Source organism: Cyclobacterium plantarum (assembly GCF_011290685.1).
Classification (GTDB): Bacteria; Bacteroidota; Bacteroidia; order Cytophagales; family Cyclobacteriaceae; genus Cyclobacterium; species Cyclobacterium plantarum.
In genome coordinates this window covers 134,256-151,787 of record NZ_JAANYN010000002.1, presented here as the reverse complement: position 1 = coordinate 151,787, position 17,532 = coordinate 134,256, and the positions used below count along the sequence as shown (strand labels likewise).

General features: G+C 41.2%; 13 protein-coding genes. 7 read left to right on the top strand and 6 right to left on the bottom strand.

The annotated features are described in order from the left end of the window. Positions 1–14: 14 nt before the first annotated feature. From G9Q97_RS04740 to G9Q97_RS04725, 4 genes are read right to left on the bottom strand one after another with little or no spacing between them, the layout of a single operon-like run. Positions 15–1,658 carry a hypothetical protein gene (locus G9Q97_RS04740; RefSeq protein ID WP_166143690.1) on the bottom strand — a complete coding sequence of 548 codons (1,644 nt, stop codon included), beginning with the start codon at positions 1,656–1,658 and terminating at the stop codon, positions 15–17. Beyond that, the gene (locus tag G9Q97_RS04735; protein ID WP_166143688.1) at positions 1,651–2,808 is read right to left on the bottom strand and encodes a DUF4249 domain-containing protein; all 1,158 of its coding nucleotides are present in this window, start codon (positions 2,806–2,808) and stop codon (positions 1,651–1,653) included. Before G9Q97_RS04735 ends, G9Q97_RS04740 begins: the two co-directional genes overlap by 8 nt. Next, on the bottom strand, positions 2,808–5,573 hold the full coding sequence (locus tag G9Q97_RS04730; protein ID WP_166143686.1) for a TonB-dependent receptor: 2,766 nt from the start codon (positions 5,571–5,573) through the stop codon (positions 2,808–2,810). Before G9Q97_RS04730 ends, G9Q97_RS04735 begins: the two co-directional genes overlap by 1 nt. Beyond that, positions 5,570–6,259, bottom strand: a complete 690-nt coding sequence (locus G9Q97_RS04725) for a hypothetical protein (protein WP_166143685.1) — start codon at positions 6,257–6,259, stop codon at positions 5,570–5,572. The genes G9Q97_RS04730 and G9Q97_RS04725 overlap by 4 nt, the downstream gene beginning before the upstream one ends. 167 nt (positions 6,260–6,426) lie before the next feature. Here G9Q97_RS04725 and G9Q97_RS04720 point away from each other — a divergent pair, with 167 nt between their 5' ends. Both G9Q97_RS04720 and G9Q97_RS04715 read left to right on the top strand, forming a co-directional pair. Continuing rightward, a complete protein-coding gene (locus tag G9Q97_RS04720) occupies positions 6,427–7,182 on the top strand; it encodes an LOG family protein (RefSeq protein ID WP_166143683.1) in 756 nt (251 codons plus the stop codon). 111 nt (positions 7,183–7,293) lie between these two features. Beyond that, positions 7,294–8,628: an FAD-dependent oxidoreductase gene (locus G9Q97_RS04715; protein WP_166143681.1), complete on the top strand. Its 1,335-nt coding sequence runs from the start codon at positions 7,294–7,296 to the stop codon at positions 8,626–8,628. A 13-nt stretch (positions 8,629–8,641) separates the two neighbouring features. Here the strand turns inward: G9Q97_RS04715 and G9Q97_RS04710 are convergent, their stop codons facing one another. Continuing rightward, entirely contained in the window at positions 8,642–8,995 is a 354-nt protein-coding gene (locus tag G9Q97_RS04710) for a hypothetical protein (RefSeq protein ID WP_166143679.1), read from the bottom strand. Positions 8,996–9,425: 430 nt separating this feature from the next. On the opposite strand from G9Q97_RS04710, the gene G9Q97_RS04705 reads away from it, so the two are divergent. Continuing rightward, complete coding sequence (locus G9Q97_RS04705; RefSeq protein WP_166143677.1) at positions 9,426–9,839, top strand: LytR/AlgR family response regulator transcription factor; 414 nt, start codon at positions 9,426–9,428, stop codon at positions 9,837–9,839. Positions 9,840–9,848: 9 nt separating this feature from the next. Here G9Q97_RS04705 and G9Q97_RS04700 read toward each other — a convergent pair whose 3' ends face one another. Continuing rightward, positions 9,849–11,093, bottom strand: a complete 1,245-nt coding sequence (locus G9Q97_RS04700; protein ID WP_166143675.1) for an S-adenosylmethionine:tRNA ribosyltransferase-isomerase — start codon at positions 11,091–11,093, stop codon at positions 9,849–9,851. A gap of 347 nt (positions 11,094–11,440) precedes the next feature. Between G9Q97_RS04700 and G9Q97_RS04695 the strand changes: the two genes are divergently transcribed. The 4 genes from G9Q97_RS04695 (at position 11,441) to G9Q97_RS04680 (ending at position 17,253) form a co-directional block, all read left to right on the top strand. Beyond that, positions 11,441–12,556 carry an o-succinylbenzoate synthase gene (locus tag G9Q97_RS04695; protein WP_166143673.1) on the top strand — a complete coding sequence of 372 codons (1,116 nt, stop codon included), beginning with the start codon at positions 11,441–11,443 and terminating at the stop codon, positions 12,554–12,556. Between the two features lie 84 nt (positions 12,557–12,640). Continuing rightward, the gene (locus tag G9Q97_RS04690; protein WP_317168718.1) at positions 12,641–14,074 is read left to right on the top strand and encodes a sugar porter family MFS transporter; all 1,434 of its coding nucleotides are present in this window, start codon (positions 12,641–12,643) and stop codon (positions 14,072–14,074) included. Positions 14,075–14,331: 257 nt separating this feature from the next. Beyond that, the gene (locus tag G9Q97_RS04685) at positions 14,332–15,486 is read left to right on the top strand and encodes an AGE family epimerase/isomerase (protein WP_166143669.1); all 1,155 of its coding nucleotides are present in this window, start codon (positions 14,332–14,334) and stop codon (positions 15,484–15,486) included. A gap of 36 nt (positions 15,487–15,522) precedes the next feature. Further along, entirely contained in the window at positions 15,523–17,253 is a 1,731-nt protein-coding gene (locus G9Q97_RS04680) for an FAD-dependent oxidoreductase (RefSeq protein ID WP_166143667.1), read from the top strand. The last annotated feature ends 279 nt before the right edge of the window (positions 17,254–17,532 follow it).

Here is a 17,532-nt window from a genome sequence, read left to right as displayed (position 1 = left end):
ACCACAGCTGGGTATTATTCCAAATCGATCAGGTAATTTTCATTTTCCCAGTTGTTATTCAGGCTATCCCGATAATGAATGCTCATGATAAATGGGCCCTGGAGCAGGGATGGGCTAAAGTACAGCTCCTGTCCGGCTTCACTGGAGGTACCCTGGTAAAGGATGTTTCGGAAATCCGGAAAATGAGACCGTTTTTCTGTGTTATTGATTTTATTTGTGAACCTTTTCGGGTGTTGTAGCCCCCTGTATTCGATAAACAATGCCTTCTCAGGTAAATCAAAACGTCCAAAATCATTTTCAAAGGAACTCAGGCTCACCAAACCATTGAAGCTGTGGTCCTTGATGTAAAAATTTCTGTTGATGATATCCATTTTGCGGATATTTTTGGGATTGAATTTGGCAAAATCATCACTTCCAAAAACAGGCATGCCATCTATCAATAGCAAAGGGTTTTCCTGGAATACCTCATTGTAGGGGATATTGAAGTTTTTGAAGATGGTCTTCCTGTCCTGGCTCCTTACCAGCACCGTGGGTACATATTCCCTGATGACAGTGGCCATGTCATCAAAACGGTTGTAATCGTCCAAAAGGTAGTTGAAATCCGTAATGAACTGAAAGGGGATGGAATCTTCCGCCAGGTTTTCGGGTGCCAGGTAATACTGATGGCTGGCCCTTGCCAGTAAGCGTTCTTCCAGGAATTCCCTATCCTCCGGTACCATTACCAAATCAGGCAAGTGGAAGTTTTTACCTGGTCTGGCTTCCCAAAAAGGGGAATCCAGGATAAAGTTTACTTCCTGTTCAGGGTCTGAGGCCTGGACCACTACATACTCGTAATGATTGAAATTACCTGTTTCAAAATAGCAGGTACCGGTACTGTCCGGTCTGCTGATAAAAAGATGAAATTGTTTGCCATGAGCCGTAAGGTAATAGAAGCCTTCCGGATCCACGGTATTGTCCAGAACCCTTCCTTTGATGATAGGACCGAAAAGCTCAGGTATTAGCGGCGTATTTGAGTTAATCTTTCCATACATTTTGTCGAAATCCAGCGCTATTTCCGGTTGTAGGGATGGATTTGCCTTCCGAATGACAACCGAGAGCCATGGGGCTTTGGGTAAGGTGAGTTTGACCTGTTCCGAAGAACTGTTTTCGGTACTTCCGGTAAAGGCTGGGTTTTCCAATTCTTTATTGGTACCAGTCCGGGGTTTTTTGCTGATTGTTGGCGGTTTTTCGGGGTTGATAATGGTAATGATATCCTGAAATACACCTTTACTTCCCGAAGTATAAGGGCTGATCCTGGTATACACCCTGAGCAGGTAATGGTCTGAATCTATGGTGGAAGGAATTTCCAGATATGCCTGGTTTCTTCCTGCATTTAAATTGGCCATTTCCTGAATGACAGGTACTCCCTCCCTGTCCAACAGTTCCATGTAGATTACTTTTGAAGGACTGGGCTCATTTTGTGCCAATACCTTGATGTCCATCCAAAGCTGTTCTTCTGTTAATAAAACCCTATTGGATAGCTGCACGGAAATATCCTCCTTTGGCGTGGCACGTTCCTCCTGGGCTAGCAGTGGACATACCATAGAGAACACCATTCCGGTAGCCATGCAAAAGACTTTGCTCATGAAAACCTGTATGCTTTTCTTCTTTTTATTCATCTTTCCAATAATCAGGTTTGTTGGTGGTACCTCCCCTTATCCTGCAATCGGTGCATTCTGCTGTGGAAGCAAAGTAACCCGAACAGGGAAAAGTCTCACAATCTTCATAAAGCGGCACATAATTGCTTTGCCCAAACTTCTCATCATAATCCGCTACGGCTACCGTGTCGATTTCACAGCCTTGATAATCTCTGATTTCGGTCCTCCAGGGTCCTATATCTTCCCGGCTGATATACATTTCTTTCTCCCTGGAAATACCCGCTGATATATATCCTATTACCGGGCTATCAGGATCTTCGGTATGGTAGATATTGCTGTTTACAGCAGAAGGCAAAGGACTGAAAATGCTTCCAATATCATCTGAATTTCTGCGAAGGCCTTCCCAAAATACATAGGCCTCCCTATCCAGCACATATTGCCTGGCACTGATCCGGTATCGGATTCCCAGTTTTTCGGAGAGACTGTCTATGGTTAACAGTTCTTTTTGAAAAATCTGGTTGTTTTCATACCTGGCTGAAGATTCCAGAATTATCCTTCTGGATCGATCAAAACTCCAACATTGGTAGGTCAAATCTTCCTGGTCAAGAAACTCCATATTGCCACTTATCTCATCGTAGGTATAATAGGAGATGTAAGGGGTACGGTACATCCAGGTTTCCTCATAGACCCATAGGAAAAACTCGTTCTGATCATCTCCACCGGTATTGGCATACAGCTGAACATCTCCTTCCTGATGGGTAAAACTAATGTCAAATTCCGGACTGAACATGGGCTTGATCGGGTCTGTGGTATAACTATTCCCATTATCCAGTTCTATGCTTAAGGTATAGTTTTGGTTTTCCGGCAGGTTTTCGGTGAGCTGATAGTATCCGTTTCCCATAGACTGGAGCAACCACTCACCTTCCCTTTCTCCCTGAATCATGATTTCCCCGCGAGGGCTGGGAGCATCCGAATCAGCACCATATAAAGATAAGCTGTTGCTGAGGCTAATTTGTGTAGTGCCTCCACCTACTTCTATATATCCTTCAACGACCAATATATTTTGATCGAGATCACTGATCTCCGGGAAAAAAGGCTCCCGGCAGGCTACATTGCACAACAATAGGATCGCAATAATATACCATGAAGTTTTACTCAGCAGGACATCCATTAAAACTTGAAATTATAGGTGATAAAAGGAATGGGTCTGGCAAAAATGGATAACTGGTACCCTTGAATCGTCCCATTTACCGGAGAGAAATAAACCGAATACGGGTTGGCCCTGCCAAGAAGATTGTATATACCCAGGGACCAGGAGGCATGTGCCAGCTTACGGATCTTATGGTTTCCTTCAATGTTAAAGGAAAGGTCCACTCTGAAATAATCAGGGATGCGGTAGGCATTTCTATCGGAATAAAATACCCGTTCTGAGCCATTGTAATTGAACTTGGCCACGGGATAGGTAATAGGTCTTCCTGTACTGTAATTGGCATTGACAGACGTATTGATCCTTTTGGTAAATTCAAAATTTCCTACCAGCATGATATCATGGGGTTGATCAAAATTACTTGGGTATAATTTTCCCGAGTTGACTTTTTCTCCTCTTTCGTTGGGATTGGTTTCCAGCAAGGATCTGGAATAGGTATAACTGATCCATCCATTTAACTTGCCCTGGGTTTTCTTGGCCATCAGTTCAATGCCGTAGGCCCGGCCTCGGGTATTGAGTACATCCTGCTCCAGGTCATTGTTCAGGATCAGTGTAGCCCCACTTCTGAAATCGACCAGGTTTTGCATATTTCGGTAATAGACTTCTGCGGAAGTCTCGATGATATTGTTTTTGAAATTTTTAAAATAGCCTATGGCAAACTGCCTTCCTGTCTGGGGCATAAGGTAGGGATCGCTCAGTTTCCAGGTGTCGGTGGGAGCGATGGCCGCTGTATTGGTCAACATGTGCAAGTGCTGCCTCATGGTATTGAAACCTGCTTTGACGGAGGTGAAATTGTCTATGGCATACATGGCAGAAATCCTTACTTCGGGTCCCTGGTAGGTATTGATGATTTCCCCAGCCTCGTAGGCACGCTCTCCGATTTTGGTCTCCTCGGTCCTGAGGGAATTGAAGGGGTATTGATTGACGCTGTTTGGGCCCAGGTAATTGTAAATAACATACCTCATTCCATAATTAATCAGCAATTTAGGATTCGCTTCAAATTCATCACCTATGTAAAATGCTGATTCAAGCGCCTTTTCCCTGTTTACCCTTTCATTTAAGACAATAGATTCCGGACCCTGGGGAGTCTGTTTGCCCGGATTGAGGTTGTAAAATAGATGATTCATGCCAAAGCTAAGCCGGTGTTTATCGCTGATCTCATAGGTAAAATGGTTTTTCCAGCTGCTTTGGTCCATTGTAAAACCGAAACGAAAAGCATTGAGTGTATCCTGTTCACTTACTACGCCAAAACCATATTGATCATGACCAAGATGGAATTGACCTTCCAATTTGTCATTGAAATAATGTGTCCAACCCACATTGATATTTAGATTTTGGTAACGGAAGGAAGTATCCCTGTCAAAACGAAATGCATCCTGACTCCAGTAAGCCGAAAGCCTCAACTCATTGTTTGGGTCCGGAGAATGTTTGAAATTCAGGTTTAAATCATGAAAAGATGCCCTGCTGTCCCTGAATTCCGAATCCTCATCCAGGAAACCAAACAGCCAATTGGAATAGGTTCCCCTGCCGCCAATGGCAAAGGTGGTGTTTTCTGACAGCGGTCCCTCCAGATACAACCGGCTGGTCATCAACCCGATTCCTCCTCCGCCCTGAATTTTTTCCTTATTGCCAAACTTGCTTTTCACATCCAGGACGGAAGAAAGCCTTCCTCCAAATTGCACGGGAATACCTGCTTTGTATAGGTCTACACTTTCAATCATATCTGGATTGAAGGCGGAAAACATCCCAAAAAGGTGGGTGGGATTGTAGATGGTAGCCTCATTATACAAGATCAGGTTTTGATCCGCAGCGCCACCACGTACATTAAATCCTGCACTGGCTTCCCCTACCGTTTTTACGCCAGGTAAGGTCAGCACGGCCCTTAAAACATCTACCTCACCCAGGACCGCCGGCAGTTTTTTTAGTGATTGGACAGTAATGTTGGCCAGGCCCATTTCAGGTCTTTCGATATTCGCAGACTTTTCTGAAGTGACGGTTACTTCGGAAAGAGAGATGATATTGTCATCCATGGCAACATCGAGTCGTCCATCACCTGACAAATTGATTTGGCGCTGCTCCTGGTAAGCCCCGAAGTTTTGGAAGATAAGTGTATGCCGGCCTTTGGGCAAGGTAATGACATAGTTACCAGATTCGTCAGAAATGGACCTGGCATCCTGATCCGATGTGTAGACCAATGCTCCGATTATAGGTTCACCCGACTCAAAACTTGTTACTTTTCCGCTAATGGTACCATTTTCGCTTGCTGGATTAGAACTGCCATCTCCCACTTCCCATAACCGGTTTTTGGCAAAATCCCGGTTTACTCTCTCCGCTGAAGGGTTGATGCGCTTCCCGTCTTCATCCGTCTCCGGTTGGATTCGGAAAAAACCAGCCGGAAGATTCACTTCCAATGCTTTATCCTTACTGAGAAAGATTCTATTTTGTTGATCTATGGTAAAAAACACACCTGCAGGCTGTAATATTTCTCTTAGCAGGTCTTCAATTGGACTGTCATAGGCGTTAATATTGACGGTTATTTCTTTGACATCATCGGATTTATAAAAGAACCTGAAAGATGATTTATCCTCTACCATTTGGGCAAAACGGCCAAAATCCAGACCTGAAAAGATGCCGCTGATCCGATCTCTTTCCGGAGTCTGAGAGAAAAGAAGAGAAGTAGTAGCTATAAAAAGCAAAATACCGGAAAATACGCTTTTTTTCATTTTCATTCCCCCTCATTCGACAGGTAGACCAGGGTTTTTAAATAGGCTTCCCTGTTTTTCCGATAACGCAGTCCATTTTTTCTTAGCTCTCGCCTGGCTGATTTCTTATTTAATTCCAGCAGTGGAAAAATCTTCCTTTTTGCAGGAACGGCCACCAGTTGCCCTTTGATTTCAAAAAAATACTTTTCCACTTCTTCATAGCTTCTGATAAGTTCCGCTGTTGAAGTTTCTTGTTTCCTTTGTTTGCGGTGTTTACAATATAGTCCGGTTTGGCCTTTGATAATTTCCCGGTAAAAACCATTTTTATGAAAAATAAAACCATCTGGTTGGGACTTCTTTGTAAAAATGGTACCGTCACTTAATACAATACCATCAATTTTTGCGTGATTCATGATCATTTTTTGCTTGAAAGCACTGGAAAAGGATAGGATCAGATCATCCCATATTTCATACTGAACGGGAATGTTTTCAAAAACGAAGCCGCTGATAGTCAAGGTCCCATTTTCCATTTTTGATGTAGCGAAGTAAGGATGACCATCGAGAGATCTTCTTTGTTCTATGTATTGTGTACCGGTATGAATTTCAGGATAGGATTGAATGATTTGTTCATACCGGTTGATAAAGTTTGTTTGAGCGAACAGTATTTGAACCTGCATCATGAGGAAAAAAATAAAAAGTATTCGTTGTATCATGGAATAGGTTAGAACAGGATTAGGCCAATCATTAAGCAGAATTTAAATATAATCTAATTTTCTCCTCATTTAATAGTTGCTTGATTAAATTTCTAATTTTTTTTGTTTATTTGGTCGCCTATGGTGGCAATACAACGTTTACTTTACACAAGGATCGATCCTTAATCATGATGAAAGAGCCCGAAAAAACAAGCAATCCATTAATCAATCCTGAGGAAGAGGCTTTTATGGCTGGTCCTCAAAGCAGGTATCTGGATTTTAAATTTATTGTAAAGGTACTTTTGGAATTTATCCGTGGATTCAGAATGCTTCATTTTGTTGGGCCATGTGTAACGGTTTTCGGGTCAGCCCGTTTCGAGCCAGGTGATAAATATTATGAATTAGGGTTGAATGTAGGGAGAGTTGTGAGTCATATGGGATTTACTGTCATGACCGGTGGGGGACCAGGAATTATGGAAGCAGCCAATAAGGGTGCTAAGATGGCTGGCGGGAAATCTGTTGGGTGCAATATTATTTTGCCATTTGAACAATACCCTAATGTATATTTAGATAAATTCATGAATTTTAAGTATTTCTTTGTTAGAAAGGTACTTCTTTCCAAATACAGTTATGCATTTATTGTACTTCCAGGGGGGGTTGGTACATTGGATGAATTTTTCGAGGCATTGACTCTTATTCAAACTCAGGTAATGAAAAGATTCCCGGTAGTGTTAATGGGTAAGGATTTCCATGCCCATCTATATCAGCACTTAAAGGCCATGGCTGAATTTGGTACCATAAGCAACGTTGATCTTGATCTGTTTTTGCTGACTGATAGTATTGAAGATATGGAAAATCACCTAAAAAAATTTGCTATTGAGGGGTTTGGGTTAAGGAGAAAAGATCCAGTGAGGCCTTCAAAAATACTAGGGGAGGAAGCCTAGCGAAAATTCATTTTTTCTGTTGACATTCTAATTTTGGCCTGATTCTTGAAAAATCAGTACTGAAGTAAGTAGTTACTTTTTTTAAAGTAGTATCAGTCAGGATCAAGTTAAATGGAAAATTGTTCACACCAAATTAATCCAACTCATACAGTTCTGATAGGAACAGGAAGCAGCGTTGCAGACTATCTTTTATATCTGGAAAAACAGCCATTAGTAGGGAGGATAACCATCATAGGACAGGATTGGACAGATCTTTTTTTTCTGCAATGCTTGTGTAGTTTGACGAAACTAAAGCTTAAGATTAACCAAATTGATCCTGGTGAATCTGCGGATCAGAAGGGTGTTTTTTTTGTTTTTTCAAAGGTGGAAAGTATTGATTTTAATGCGAAAAAAATTTTTTGCCAAAAAGGAGTGTTTCAGTACGATTCATTGATTTTGGTCAACGAAAATCGGCCTAAAGCCTTGCTTAACCATAAGCTTAAACACATTAAAAATTATCATTCCAGTTGTGAATTTAGTTCCTGGATCAAAGATGTTAATAATGTTGCGGTCATTGAAGGAAATGATTTTCCTGCTATTGCCATGGCAGAAAGATTATCATTTTTTGGAATAAAGACATATTTGGTTTGCAAAAGTAATTATTTGGCCGAAGGATTTCTTCCTGGTGAAGAGGCCTGTCTTTTAGCCAAACAATTAAAAAATAATGGCATAACGGTCCTGTTTGGTCAGCAAATAGAGAAATATTTGCTTGACCAATCGGGCAATATTTCAGGATTTCGGTTGACTGACGGGAAGGAATATGTTTGTACAATGGCGCTACATGCTTCCGGACATTTCCCGGAGTTTTCTTATTTGAGGGATACAGATTTTTATTCCGGAAAAACTTTCTTTGTAGATCAATCCTGTAGGGTTACATCGGTAAAGGATGTTTATGTGATGGGACATAATTTGTCAATTGAAAAAAAAGTGGGTGGGGATTTGAGTAAACGCTCGTTTTACCCGGATTTAGGAGCCATCAGCTTTTTTAAAGATAAATTAGATGTCCGAAAAAGACAAACAAATTTTATTCATTATGAGTTGATGGGGTTGACCTGGTCAATTTACGGAGATTTTTCCACTAATTGGGGAAAGAGCTCGCAAAATTTTTATTGGGAACATCCAAATGGCCAAATTTCTTTCAGGTTGCTTTTCGATGCCAGAAATTTTACGGTAATATCCATAGTCACATTGGGTATTGGTTTTAAAGATCAATTCATGATTAATGCCATTGACAAGCAGTGGAAGGCAGAGGAGTTGATGGATAAATTAGATAGGGGAATATACCCTGATCAAAGCTCTTCCGAAATATTCGCCCTTATTTTTAAAGCTTTCACGGTAGAGTTTAAAGAAAAGAAAAAAGAAAATAACTCCTCCTTCATGGAGAGAATTTTGGAGAAGTTATTTTAAAAGAATTACCTGTTTAATTAAAATCCTGCTCGCAATCCAAGTCATCAATTTGCTGCTCTGCATCTGCAACAGCATTTTGCCATTCTGTTCTTGATTGTCCGGTCAACGCCTGACAATTCCCATAAGGCCTTAACTCATCCAGATAGGCCCGGGCAGCAGTCCTTAAATTTTCACAACTGGCTTCAGTTTGCGTTTGACCATGAGCGATCGCTGCTTGTTGAAGGGCGTCGATTTCATCACTTAATTCAGTCCCCCATTGAACAGAGCAGGCAGTAGGTGAATCATCCTCTGAAGAGCAGCTAAATAAAAAGAGCCCGGACATGATAAAAAGAACAATTAACGATTGTTTTTTAATAAAATTCAACATAATTGGTTTGTATTTATTTTAAAAGCATTGCTCTAATGTAAATAAAAAGGAGAGGACAAAAAAACAAAAGACATAAAAATAAATATGAATAGCTAAAAAAAGGATTCAAAAATATATTACCCGTATGATTTATACCCTTTATTATGGTCAAAAATTGAAATGATACACCCAATCTTCCGGTGGTAGCTTACCGATAGGTGATTTTTTCAATTGCTCAATTATTTTAAGATTGCCTTTTTACATCTATAAATATTTATAACCAATTGAAATAGATGGTTCTATGCTTTTTTTTTAAATTCAAATGAAGATTAAGGTATTATTCGAGATACCCGATAAAAGGGTGGAAAAATATTTTCGAATTACGACAAACATTTGATTGTTCTTCGGGTTTAAAGAATAATATTTATAAGATTGAAAGACAATTATGGGAATGAAAGAGAATATACAGGAAATAGCAGATCATTCAATGAATGGTTTATTTGGTGAGAGAAACGAATCGAAAGATTTGCTGATTAAAAATGCCATTTTTATCCGTGATAAAGGCTGTTTAACAAAGGTCAAATATGAGAATATTATTTATCTTAAGGGTGATGGTAATTATACAACTTTGGTTACCAGAGAAAAAAGTTATTCTTTGAGGAACATTTTAAAGGAATTTGAAGAAATGCTTCCAACTGAAAACTTCCTCAGGATACATAAATCGTTTATTGTAAATCTCAATGAAATTAACACCATATCCCCTAAAGAGGTAAGTGTAAATAACCAAAAAGTCCCTGTTGGCCGTACCTATTATCAAACGCTTATCAATGGGGTAAACAAATTGGGAAGTAACGGTTTTGACTAAAACGAAATCTCAATTGGACAGATTTTCGTCAAAATTGATTTTATCGTGCCACAATAAACTACTGTCTCCATAACTTAAGAAACGGTATCTCTTCTCTACGGCTAGCTGATATATTTCTCTCCAGTGCCTTTTGGTGAGTGCAGCGATAAGTAGCATTAATGTAGAGCCAGGTTGGTGAAAATTGGTGATTAAACCATTACATACTTTGAATGAATACCCAGGAAAAATAAATATTTCGGTAGATCCAACTAGTTGTTCCAATCGATTGGTTTGCATGTGATTCAAAACAGCTTCAAAACTTTTCGATTTTGAGGGTAAATCCAGGTGTTGCTGGTAAGGATATAATTTCTCAACAAAAAAATCTGGTTTTTCTTTGTTTAAAAGTTTTACTCCAAACCAGTATAGGCTTTCCATTGAGCGCATAGAGGTAGTTCCTACCGCAACAATATTTCCTTTGGCTTCATGCAGCTGTTGTACATTTTTTTTTGAAAAAACCATTTGTTCACAGTGCATGGGGTGTTCGGTAACATTTTCATGTTTGATGGGCCGGAAAGTTCCTGCCCCCACATGAAGGGTAAGGTAATTGATAGAAATTCCCTTTTTGTTGATTTTTTCTATGCTTTTATCGGTGAAATGTAAACCTGCTGTAGGAGCAGCCACAGCCCCCTCCATTTTGGAATATACCGTTTGATACCTTAATTTATCCGAATCAATTGCTTTTCTATTTAGGTAAGGTGGTAAAGGAACTTCCCCGCAGGCTTCAACCAGACTGGCAAAGGACAAATCGGCAGGAGTCCAGCTGAATTGAACGGATTTGTTTGCTTTATTTATCAATACTGCCTGAACGGTATATTGAATGCCTTCAAGTACTATTTCTCCCTGTAGCTTTTCACCCTCTTTCCATCTTTTCAGATTTCCGATCATGCAATTCCAAACCACGGGGCTTGAGCTTTCCATACTCTGTTGGATCAGGTTGGATGGGGCAAGGGGGTTCAAAAGGAATACCTCTATAGTAGACCCTGTAGGCTTTTTAAATAGTAGCCTTGCGGGTATAACCTTGGTGTCGTTAAAAAATAAATGGCTATTGGAGGGAAGAAGCGCAGGTAACTCAGAGAATTGATGATGGCTTATATGGCCCTGCTCAAAATGTAGGAGCCGTGAAGCATCTCTTTTTTCGAGTGGGAATTTGGCAATGAGTTCCTCGGGCAAATCATAAAGGTAGTCCTGAAGTTTTGGAGGGTTTTGCAGCAGCATTTTCCGGCAATGGTTTTGATCCTAAATTCCGGACAAATATAGGCCTTTCACGGCAATTCAAGATTCTCTATTCGTTTTCTTTTGCATAAATGCGGTTCGGGAAATTCATTTTGGGATGCAGAATTAGGATCATTAATATCCTGAAATTCCAGGGAAATTAGCCATCTTTGAAGCGATGTAATCTAAATATTTTGGACTTTAGGGGGGGTACTTTATAATCAGTCAGGTCGAGGATTAGGGTAAGGAATGGTCCGGTTTAGATTTTAGGTCAAGAAAAAATGTTATACGCTTTTATGAAAAAGAATTGACAATTTTAAAATTGTTATCAGGGTGAAAATCTCAGGAAAATGAAAGATAATTTTAAAGTAAAAGTACAGATCAAGCCCTACACTTTAGATTTTAAATTTGAAGCGGGAACGAGCAGGGGTGTTTTAAAGGAAAAGGAAACCTTTATTATACATGTTTTTGCTGATGCTTTCCCGGGGATTTCAGGTTTTGGTGAAGCCGGTCCCCTCAGGGGATTAAGCCTGGATGACCTCACTGATTTTATACCAAAAACCAAACCTATTATTCAAAAAGTTGAAAACCTGTCTTTTTCATTGGATAGGCAGAAAATATTGCAAGCTATTCGGGAGTTGCCCCAAATTGATCGTTTTCCAAGTCTTCGGTTTGGTCTGGAAACTGCATTGCTGGATTTAATTCATGGCGGCAGGAAGAAGATTTTTTCCTGTGACTTTTATGATCACCAAAAACCTGTTCCCATTAACGGGTTGATCTGGATGGGTGACAAAGATTTCATGAAGCGGCAAATTGATCAAAAACTTAGGGAAGGTTTTAATTGCATCAAAATGAAGATCGGTGCGATGGATTTTGATTTGGAATGCAACTTACTGGAAATGGTGCGAAATCGTTATTCGGAACATGATGTTTCCCTGAGAGTGGATGCGAATGGAGCCTTTGGATTGGACGAGGCCATGGAAAAATTGAATCAATTGAGTCAATTTGGTGTCCATAGTATAGAACAGCCGATAAAACCCGGAAATACCGCAGAAATGGCTTATTTATGTAAACACTCCCCTGTGCCTATTGCATTGGACGAAGAACTGATAGCTGTGTCAAATGTAAAAGATAAAGAGGCTTTGATCGAACAGGTAAAACCAAGTTACCTGATCCTGAAACCCTCATTACTGGGTGGAATAATGGCTACTGAGGAATGGATTTCCATTGCCGGGAATTCAGGTACAGGCTGGTGGATGACTTCTGCTTTAGAAAGCAATATTGGTCTCAATGCCATTGCCCAGTTCGCCTCGTCTTTACAAACGGACCTTCCACAGGGATTGGGTACGGGTCAGTTGTATCACAATAATTTCCCTTCTCCTCTTGGCATCACCAATGGGCACCTTAGCTATAATCCCCAAAAACCCTGGTCTATTCCTAAGCTGTTTGGATTAGATGCAGACTAAGTAATAAAATCTTTATGCTTTATTTCAGATTACCTTCTATTTTTGTGTTTCCAATAATTTTATTCCAGCAAACTTTGGAATATTGTGATTTGTCTTAAGCCCATGAACCAAAAAAAACCTATTCTGTATATTGTTTTTCTATCTCTTACAGCAGCTGTTGGAGGTTTTCTTTTTGGCTATGATACGGCGGTGATCTCGGGAACCATTGGGCAAGTTAGCATGCAATTTGATCTAAATGCATTGGAGCAAGGCTGGTATGTGGGCTGTGCGCTGCTTGGGTCTATCCTGGGGGTAGCAATAGCGGGCAGATTGTCGGATCAATGGGGCAGAAAGAAGGTTATGATATTGTCAGCGCTTTTGTTCGCTGTTTCTGCATTGGGCTGTGCCATTACCCATAGTTTTGAGGCTTTGGTCATATACAGGATTATTGGTGGAGCAGGAATAGGCATGGTTTCAATTGTTTCCCCCATGTATATTTCCGAAGTGGCCCCATCAAAATTCAGGGGAAGTCTGGTAGCGCTTTACCAACTGGCCATTACTGTAGGCTTTCTGGGTGCCTATCTGGTGAATTACCAATTGTTAGAATGGTCAGCTTCAGCCTTTTTCAGCGAAAACACCTTGCTTCATTTGATTATTCACCAGGAAGTATGGAGAGGTATGCTGGGGATGGAGTTGGTTCCTGCCATTTTGTTTCTGCTGATTTTGTTCGCTATCCCAGAAAGTCCAAGGTGGTTGGTAATTCATGAACGAAAAGCGGATGCTGAAAAAGTATTTAGGCAATTGTATGAAAGCAGGGAACTGGCAATGCAAAAAATAGTGGAGGTAAAGGAACAGGCCGCAAAGACTACCGCCACCCATTGGGGCTTATTGAAAAATCCGAAGATATTGAAGCCCGTATTGTATGGAATGGCCATTGCCATCCTGGGCCAGTTTATGGGTGTGAATGCGGTGTTGTATTACGGCCCGGGAATTTTTGAGCAAAGTGGTTTATCCGGTGGGGATGCTTTGTATTATCAGGTGATGGTGGGCCTGGTTAATGTAATGACTACAATTTTGGCATTGCTGATCATAGACAAGGTTGGGAGAAAGCAATTGGTTTATTTTGGCGTAAGTGGTATGATTATCAGCCTGCTGATGATCAGCATCTATTTCACTTATGGTGAATCTTTGGGCTGGACATCAATGGCCCTGCTGGTTTTGTTTTTGGTATATATTTTCTGTACGGCCATCTCCATTTCGGCTGTCATTTTTGTTTTGCTTTCTGAAATGTACCCCAACAAAATCCGTGGTCTTGCCATGTCCATCGCTGGCTTTTCCTTATGGGTTGGCACTTACCTGGTGGGGCAGCTCACTCCCTGGTTTTTGGAAAATTTGGGTCCGTCAGGGACTTTTCTTTTCTTCGCCATCATGTGTTTGCCTTATATGTACATTATTTGGAAGAAAATTCCTGAAACAGCCGGGAAAAGCCTGGAAGATATCGAAGCATATTGGTTAGGCACAGATACCGATAAAACTTAAAATTTGATGAAATCCAGCATACCGGAGGTGACACACCGATGTATGCGTATAAAGCACCTGCTGCCGGTAGATAGAAGCAAGACTCCCTAAATCGGAACCATCTGTACGGGGCAAGTTATGACCTTTGAAAAACAACGATATAGACATGAAATCGAGCATGTCGCAAGCGACACACGGAGGAATGATTATCCAACATGCGAGATTCCACCCCGATTTATTGGGGCAAGTTATGGCAACTTAAAGACAATTATAAACACATGAAAAAATACCTGGATTTATACAAAAATGAGTTGCTGGACAACATCATTCCCTTCTGGATGGAGCACAGCAAGGACCAAACCTATGGGGGATATTTCACCTGCCTTGACCGGGAAGGTAAGGTTTATGACAGGGATAAATTTGTTTGGTTACAGGCCAGGCAGGTGTGGATGTTTGCCAGGTTGTATGATACGGTGGAAAAGCATCCGGATTGGTTGGAAATGGCCGGGTTGGGGCTCTCTTTTTTAAAAAAGAATGGAATGGATAAGGAAGGCAATTTTTTCTTTTCCCTAAACCAAAAAGGACATCCTCTGGTACAACCTTACAACATCTTTTCCGACTGCTTTGCCGCAATGGCATTTGCAGCCTATTACAAAATCGATCCCAGGGAGGAATATGCGAAGCTTGCCCTGAATACCTTCGAAAATATACTTAGACGCAGAGAGAATCCTAAGGGAAAATACAATAAAACCTATCCGGGTACCAGAAACCTGAAAAGCTTTGCTTTGCCCATGATTTTGAGTAATCTCACCTTGGAAATGGAGCATTTGTTAGGTGATGAAAGGGTAGATGAAATGGCTTCCGAAGTAATCCGGGAGGTCATGGACGTGTTTTATCAAAAAGAATCCGGCCTGATATTGGAAAACGTATTCGAAGATGGTAGTTTTTCGGATTCTTTTGAAGGAAGACTGAGCAGTCCCGGTCATGCCATCGAAGCCATGTGGTTTATGCTGGACCTTTCACATCGTTTTGGTGATGTTGATCTGAGAGATAAGGCAGTGGCCTGTGGTTTGAAGACCCTGGAATACGGATGGGATGAAACCTATGGGGGGATTTATTATTTCTTGGATAGTAAAGGTTACCCTCCTGAAAAACTGGAATGGAATCAAAAATTATGGTGGGTACATTTGGAAACCCTGGTGTTTTTGGCCAAGGGGTACGCCATGACGGGCAATCAACAATGTCTGCACTGGTTTGAAAAAGTCCATGATTATACCTGGAATCATTTTAAAGATCCTGATTATCCGGAGTGGTTCGGTTATTTGGACCGTTATGGTAAGGTGCAGTTACCCTTAAAAGGTGGTAAATGGAAAGGTTGTTTCCACGTACCAAGGGGATTGTTTCAAGTTTGGAAGACGCTGGAAAAATTATAATTAGGCCCTGATAAATAACCTATAACTAAGAAGAACATGAAAAGACGAGATTTTATTGGAAAGGTAGCATTGGGTGGGGGGACAGTATTTTCCACCTCCCTTATGGGCATGCCATCCACTGGAAAGGAGCATCAAAAAAGGGTGAAAATCCATGAAAACGGGAAGGTTTTCGAGGCTGACCTGGTCATCGCAGGAGCAGGCTTGGGTGGTTGTGCAGCCGCTTTTGCAGCATTGAGAAACGGACTGACCGTAATTTTAACAGAGGAAACCGATTGGATAGGGGGGCAGCTATCTCAGCAGGGGGTTCCTCCTGATGAGCACCAATGGATTGAAACACATGGTGCACCTGTATTGTATCGGGAATTCCGGGACAATATTAGGGCCTATTACCGAAGGCATTACCCATTGACGGATGAAGCAGCAGCCAACGACCGTTTAAATCCGGGAAATGGCTCCGTATCCAGACTATGTCATGAGCCAAAAGTAGCTCACAGGGTTTTGGAAGAAATGTTCTCATCCTATGAAAGTGCCAGAAAAATCCTCATCCTAAAAGAGCATAAAATAAGGGCAGCCGCTGTTACCGGTAATAGGGTTGAACATCTGAAAGCCAAGGATTTAAATTCCGGGTATGATTGTGTGTTAAAAGGCCGCTATTTTGTAGATGCCACGGAACTTGGGGAATTGCTTCCGCTGACGGGTACTGACTATATTACAGGGAGTGAATCCCGCGCTGATACGGGTGAATTGCATGCAGGACCTTTTCACAGGCCTGAAAATAACCAGGCATTTACGGTTTGTTTTGCCATTGATTATGTAAAGGGCGAAGACTGGACCATTCCCAAACCGGAAGATTATGATTACTGGAAGAATTTCCGACCCCAAATGGATCCCCCCTGGGCAGGAAAGATGCTGGAACTCAATTACAGTAATCCCCGAAACCTGGAGCCTAAGGCGCTTGGTTTTCATCCTGAAGGGATCAAAACAGGGGATAAGCTAAACCTGATGTTGTACAGAAGAATCCTGCATCAGGACAATTTCAAACATGGTTTTTACCAGGGAGATGCCACTATTGTCAACTGGCCTCAAAATGATTATGTTTCTGGAAATATCATTGATGTCAGTGAGTCTGAGTTTAACAAGCATGTGCAGGCCGGAAAGCAGCAAAGTCTTTCCCTTCTTTACTGGTTACAAACAGAAGCTCCAAGACCGGATGGAGGTAAAGGTTGGCCTGGATTGAGGTTAAGAAATGACATGATGGGAACTGCAGATGGTTTGGCCAAGTACCCTTATGTAAGAGAATCAAGAAGGATCAAATCCATGTTTACCGTATTAGAGGAACATGTAGGCGCAGAGCAGCGGGCTCAGGTTTCGGGATTATCCGGAGAGAACCTTAAATCAGCCGATTTTTTTGATAGTGTGGGCATAGGATACTACCATATTGACCTGCACCCCAGCAGTGGAGGGGATAATTATATTGATTTTGGTTCCCTGCCATTTCAAATTCCGCTTGGAGCGCTGATCCCACAAAAGACAGAAAACCTCCTTCCTGCCAATAAAAACATTGGTACCACTCATATTACCAATGGCTGTTACCGTTTGCATCCGGTAGAATGGAGCATAGGTGAAGCAGTTGGTATGCTTGTTCCTTTTGTATTGAATAAAGAAGTACAACCGGCAACTGTGAGGGCCGATCGGTCTTTGTTAACAGACTTTCAAAATTTTCTTCGTACCCAGGGGATTGAAACCGCATGGCCGGGCGAAAAATAAAAAATGTGGCCCGGATTCTCTGTGCTTCACTTTGTCATTTCGGGTTTAAAATATGGGATATTATGCATCAATACTTTCACATACTACAGCAAGGCTAAAATCGATTTAGCCTTGCTGGGTGAAATATATTAAAGATTTCAAATAGGAATAATCCATTATTTTAATCAAATTTGTACCTGCTTAAAAAAACAAAGCCATATTATCCGGAACCGGGAGACCATTTGTTTTTGATTTTTTTCTTCAGTTTCAAAACCTTCTAATGGATTGAAGGTTTGGTGC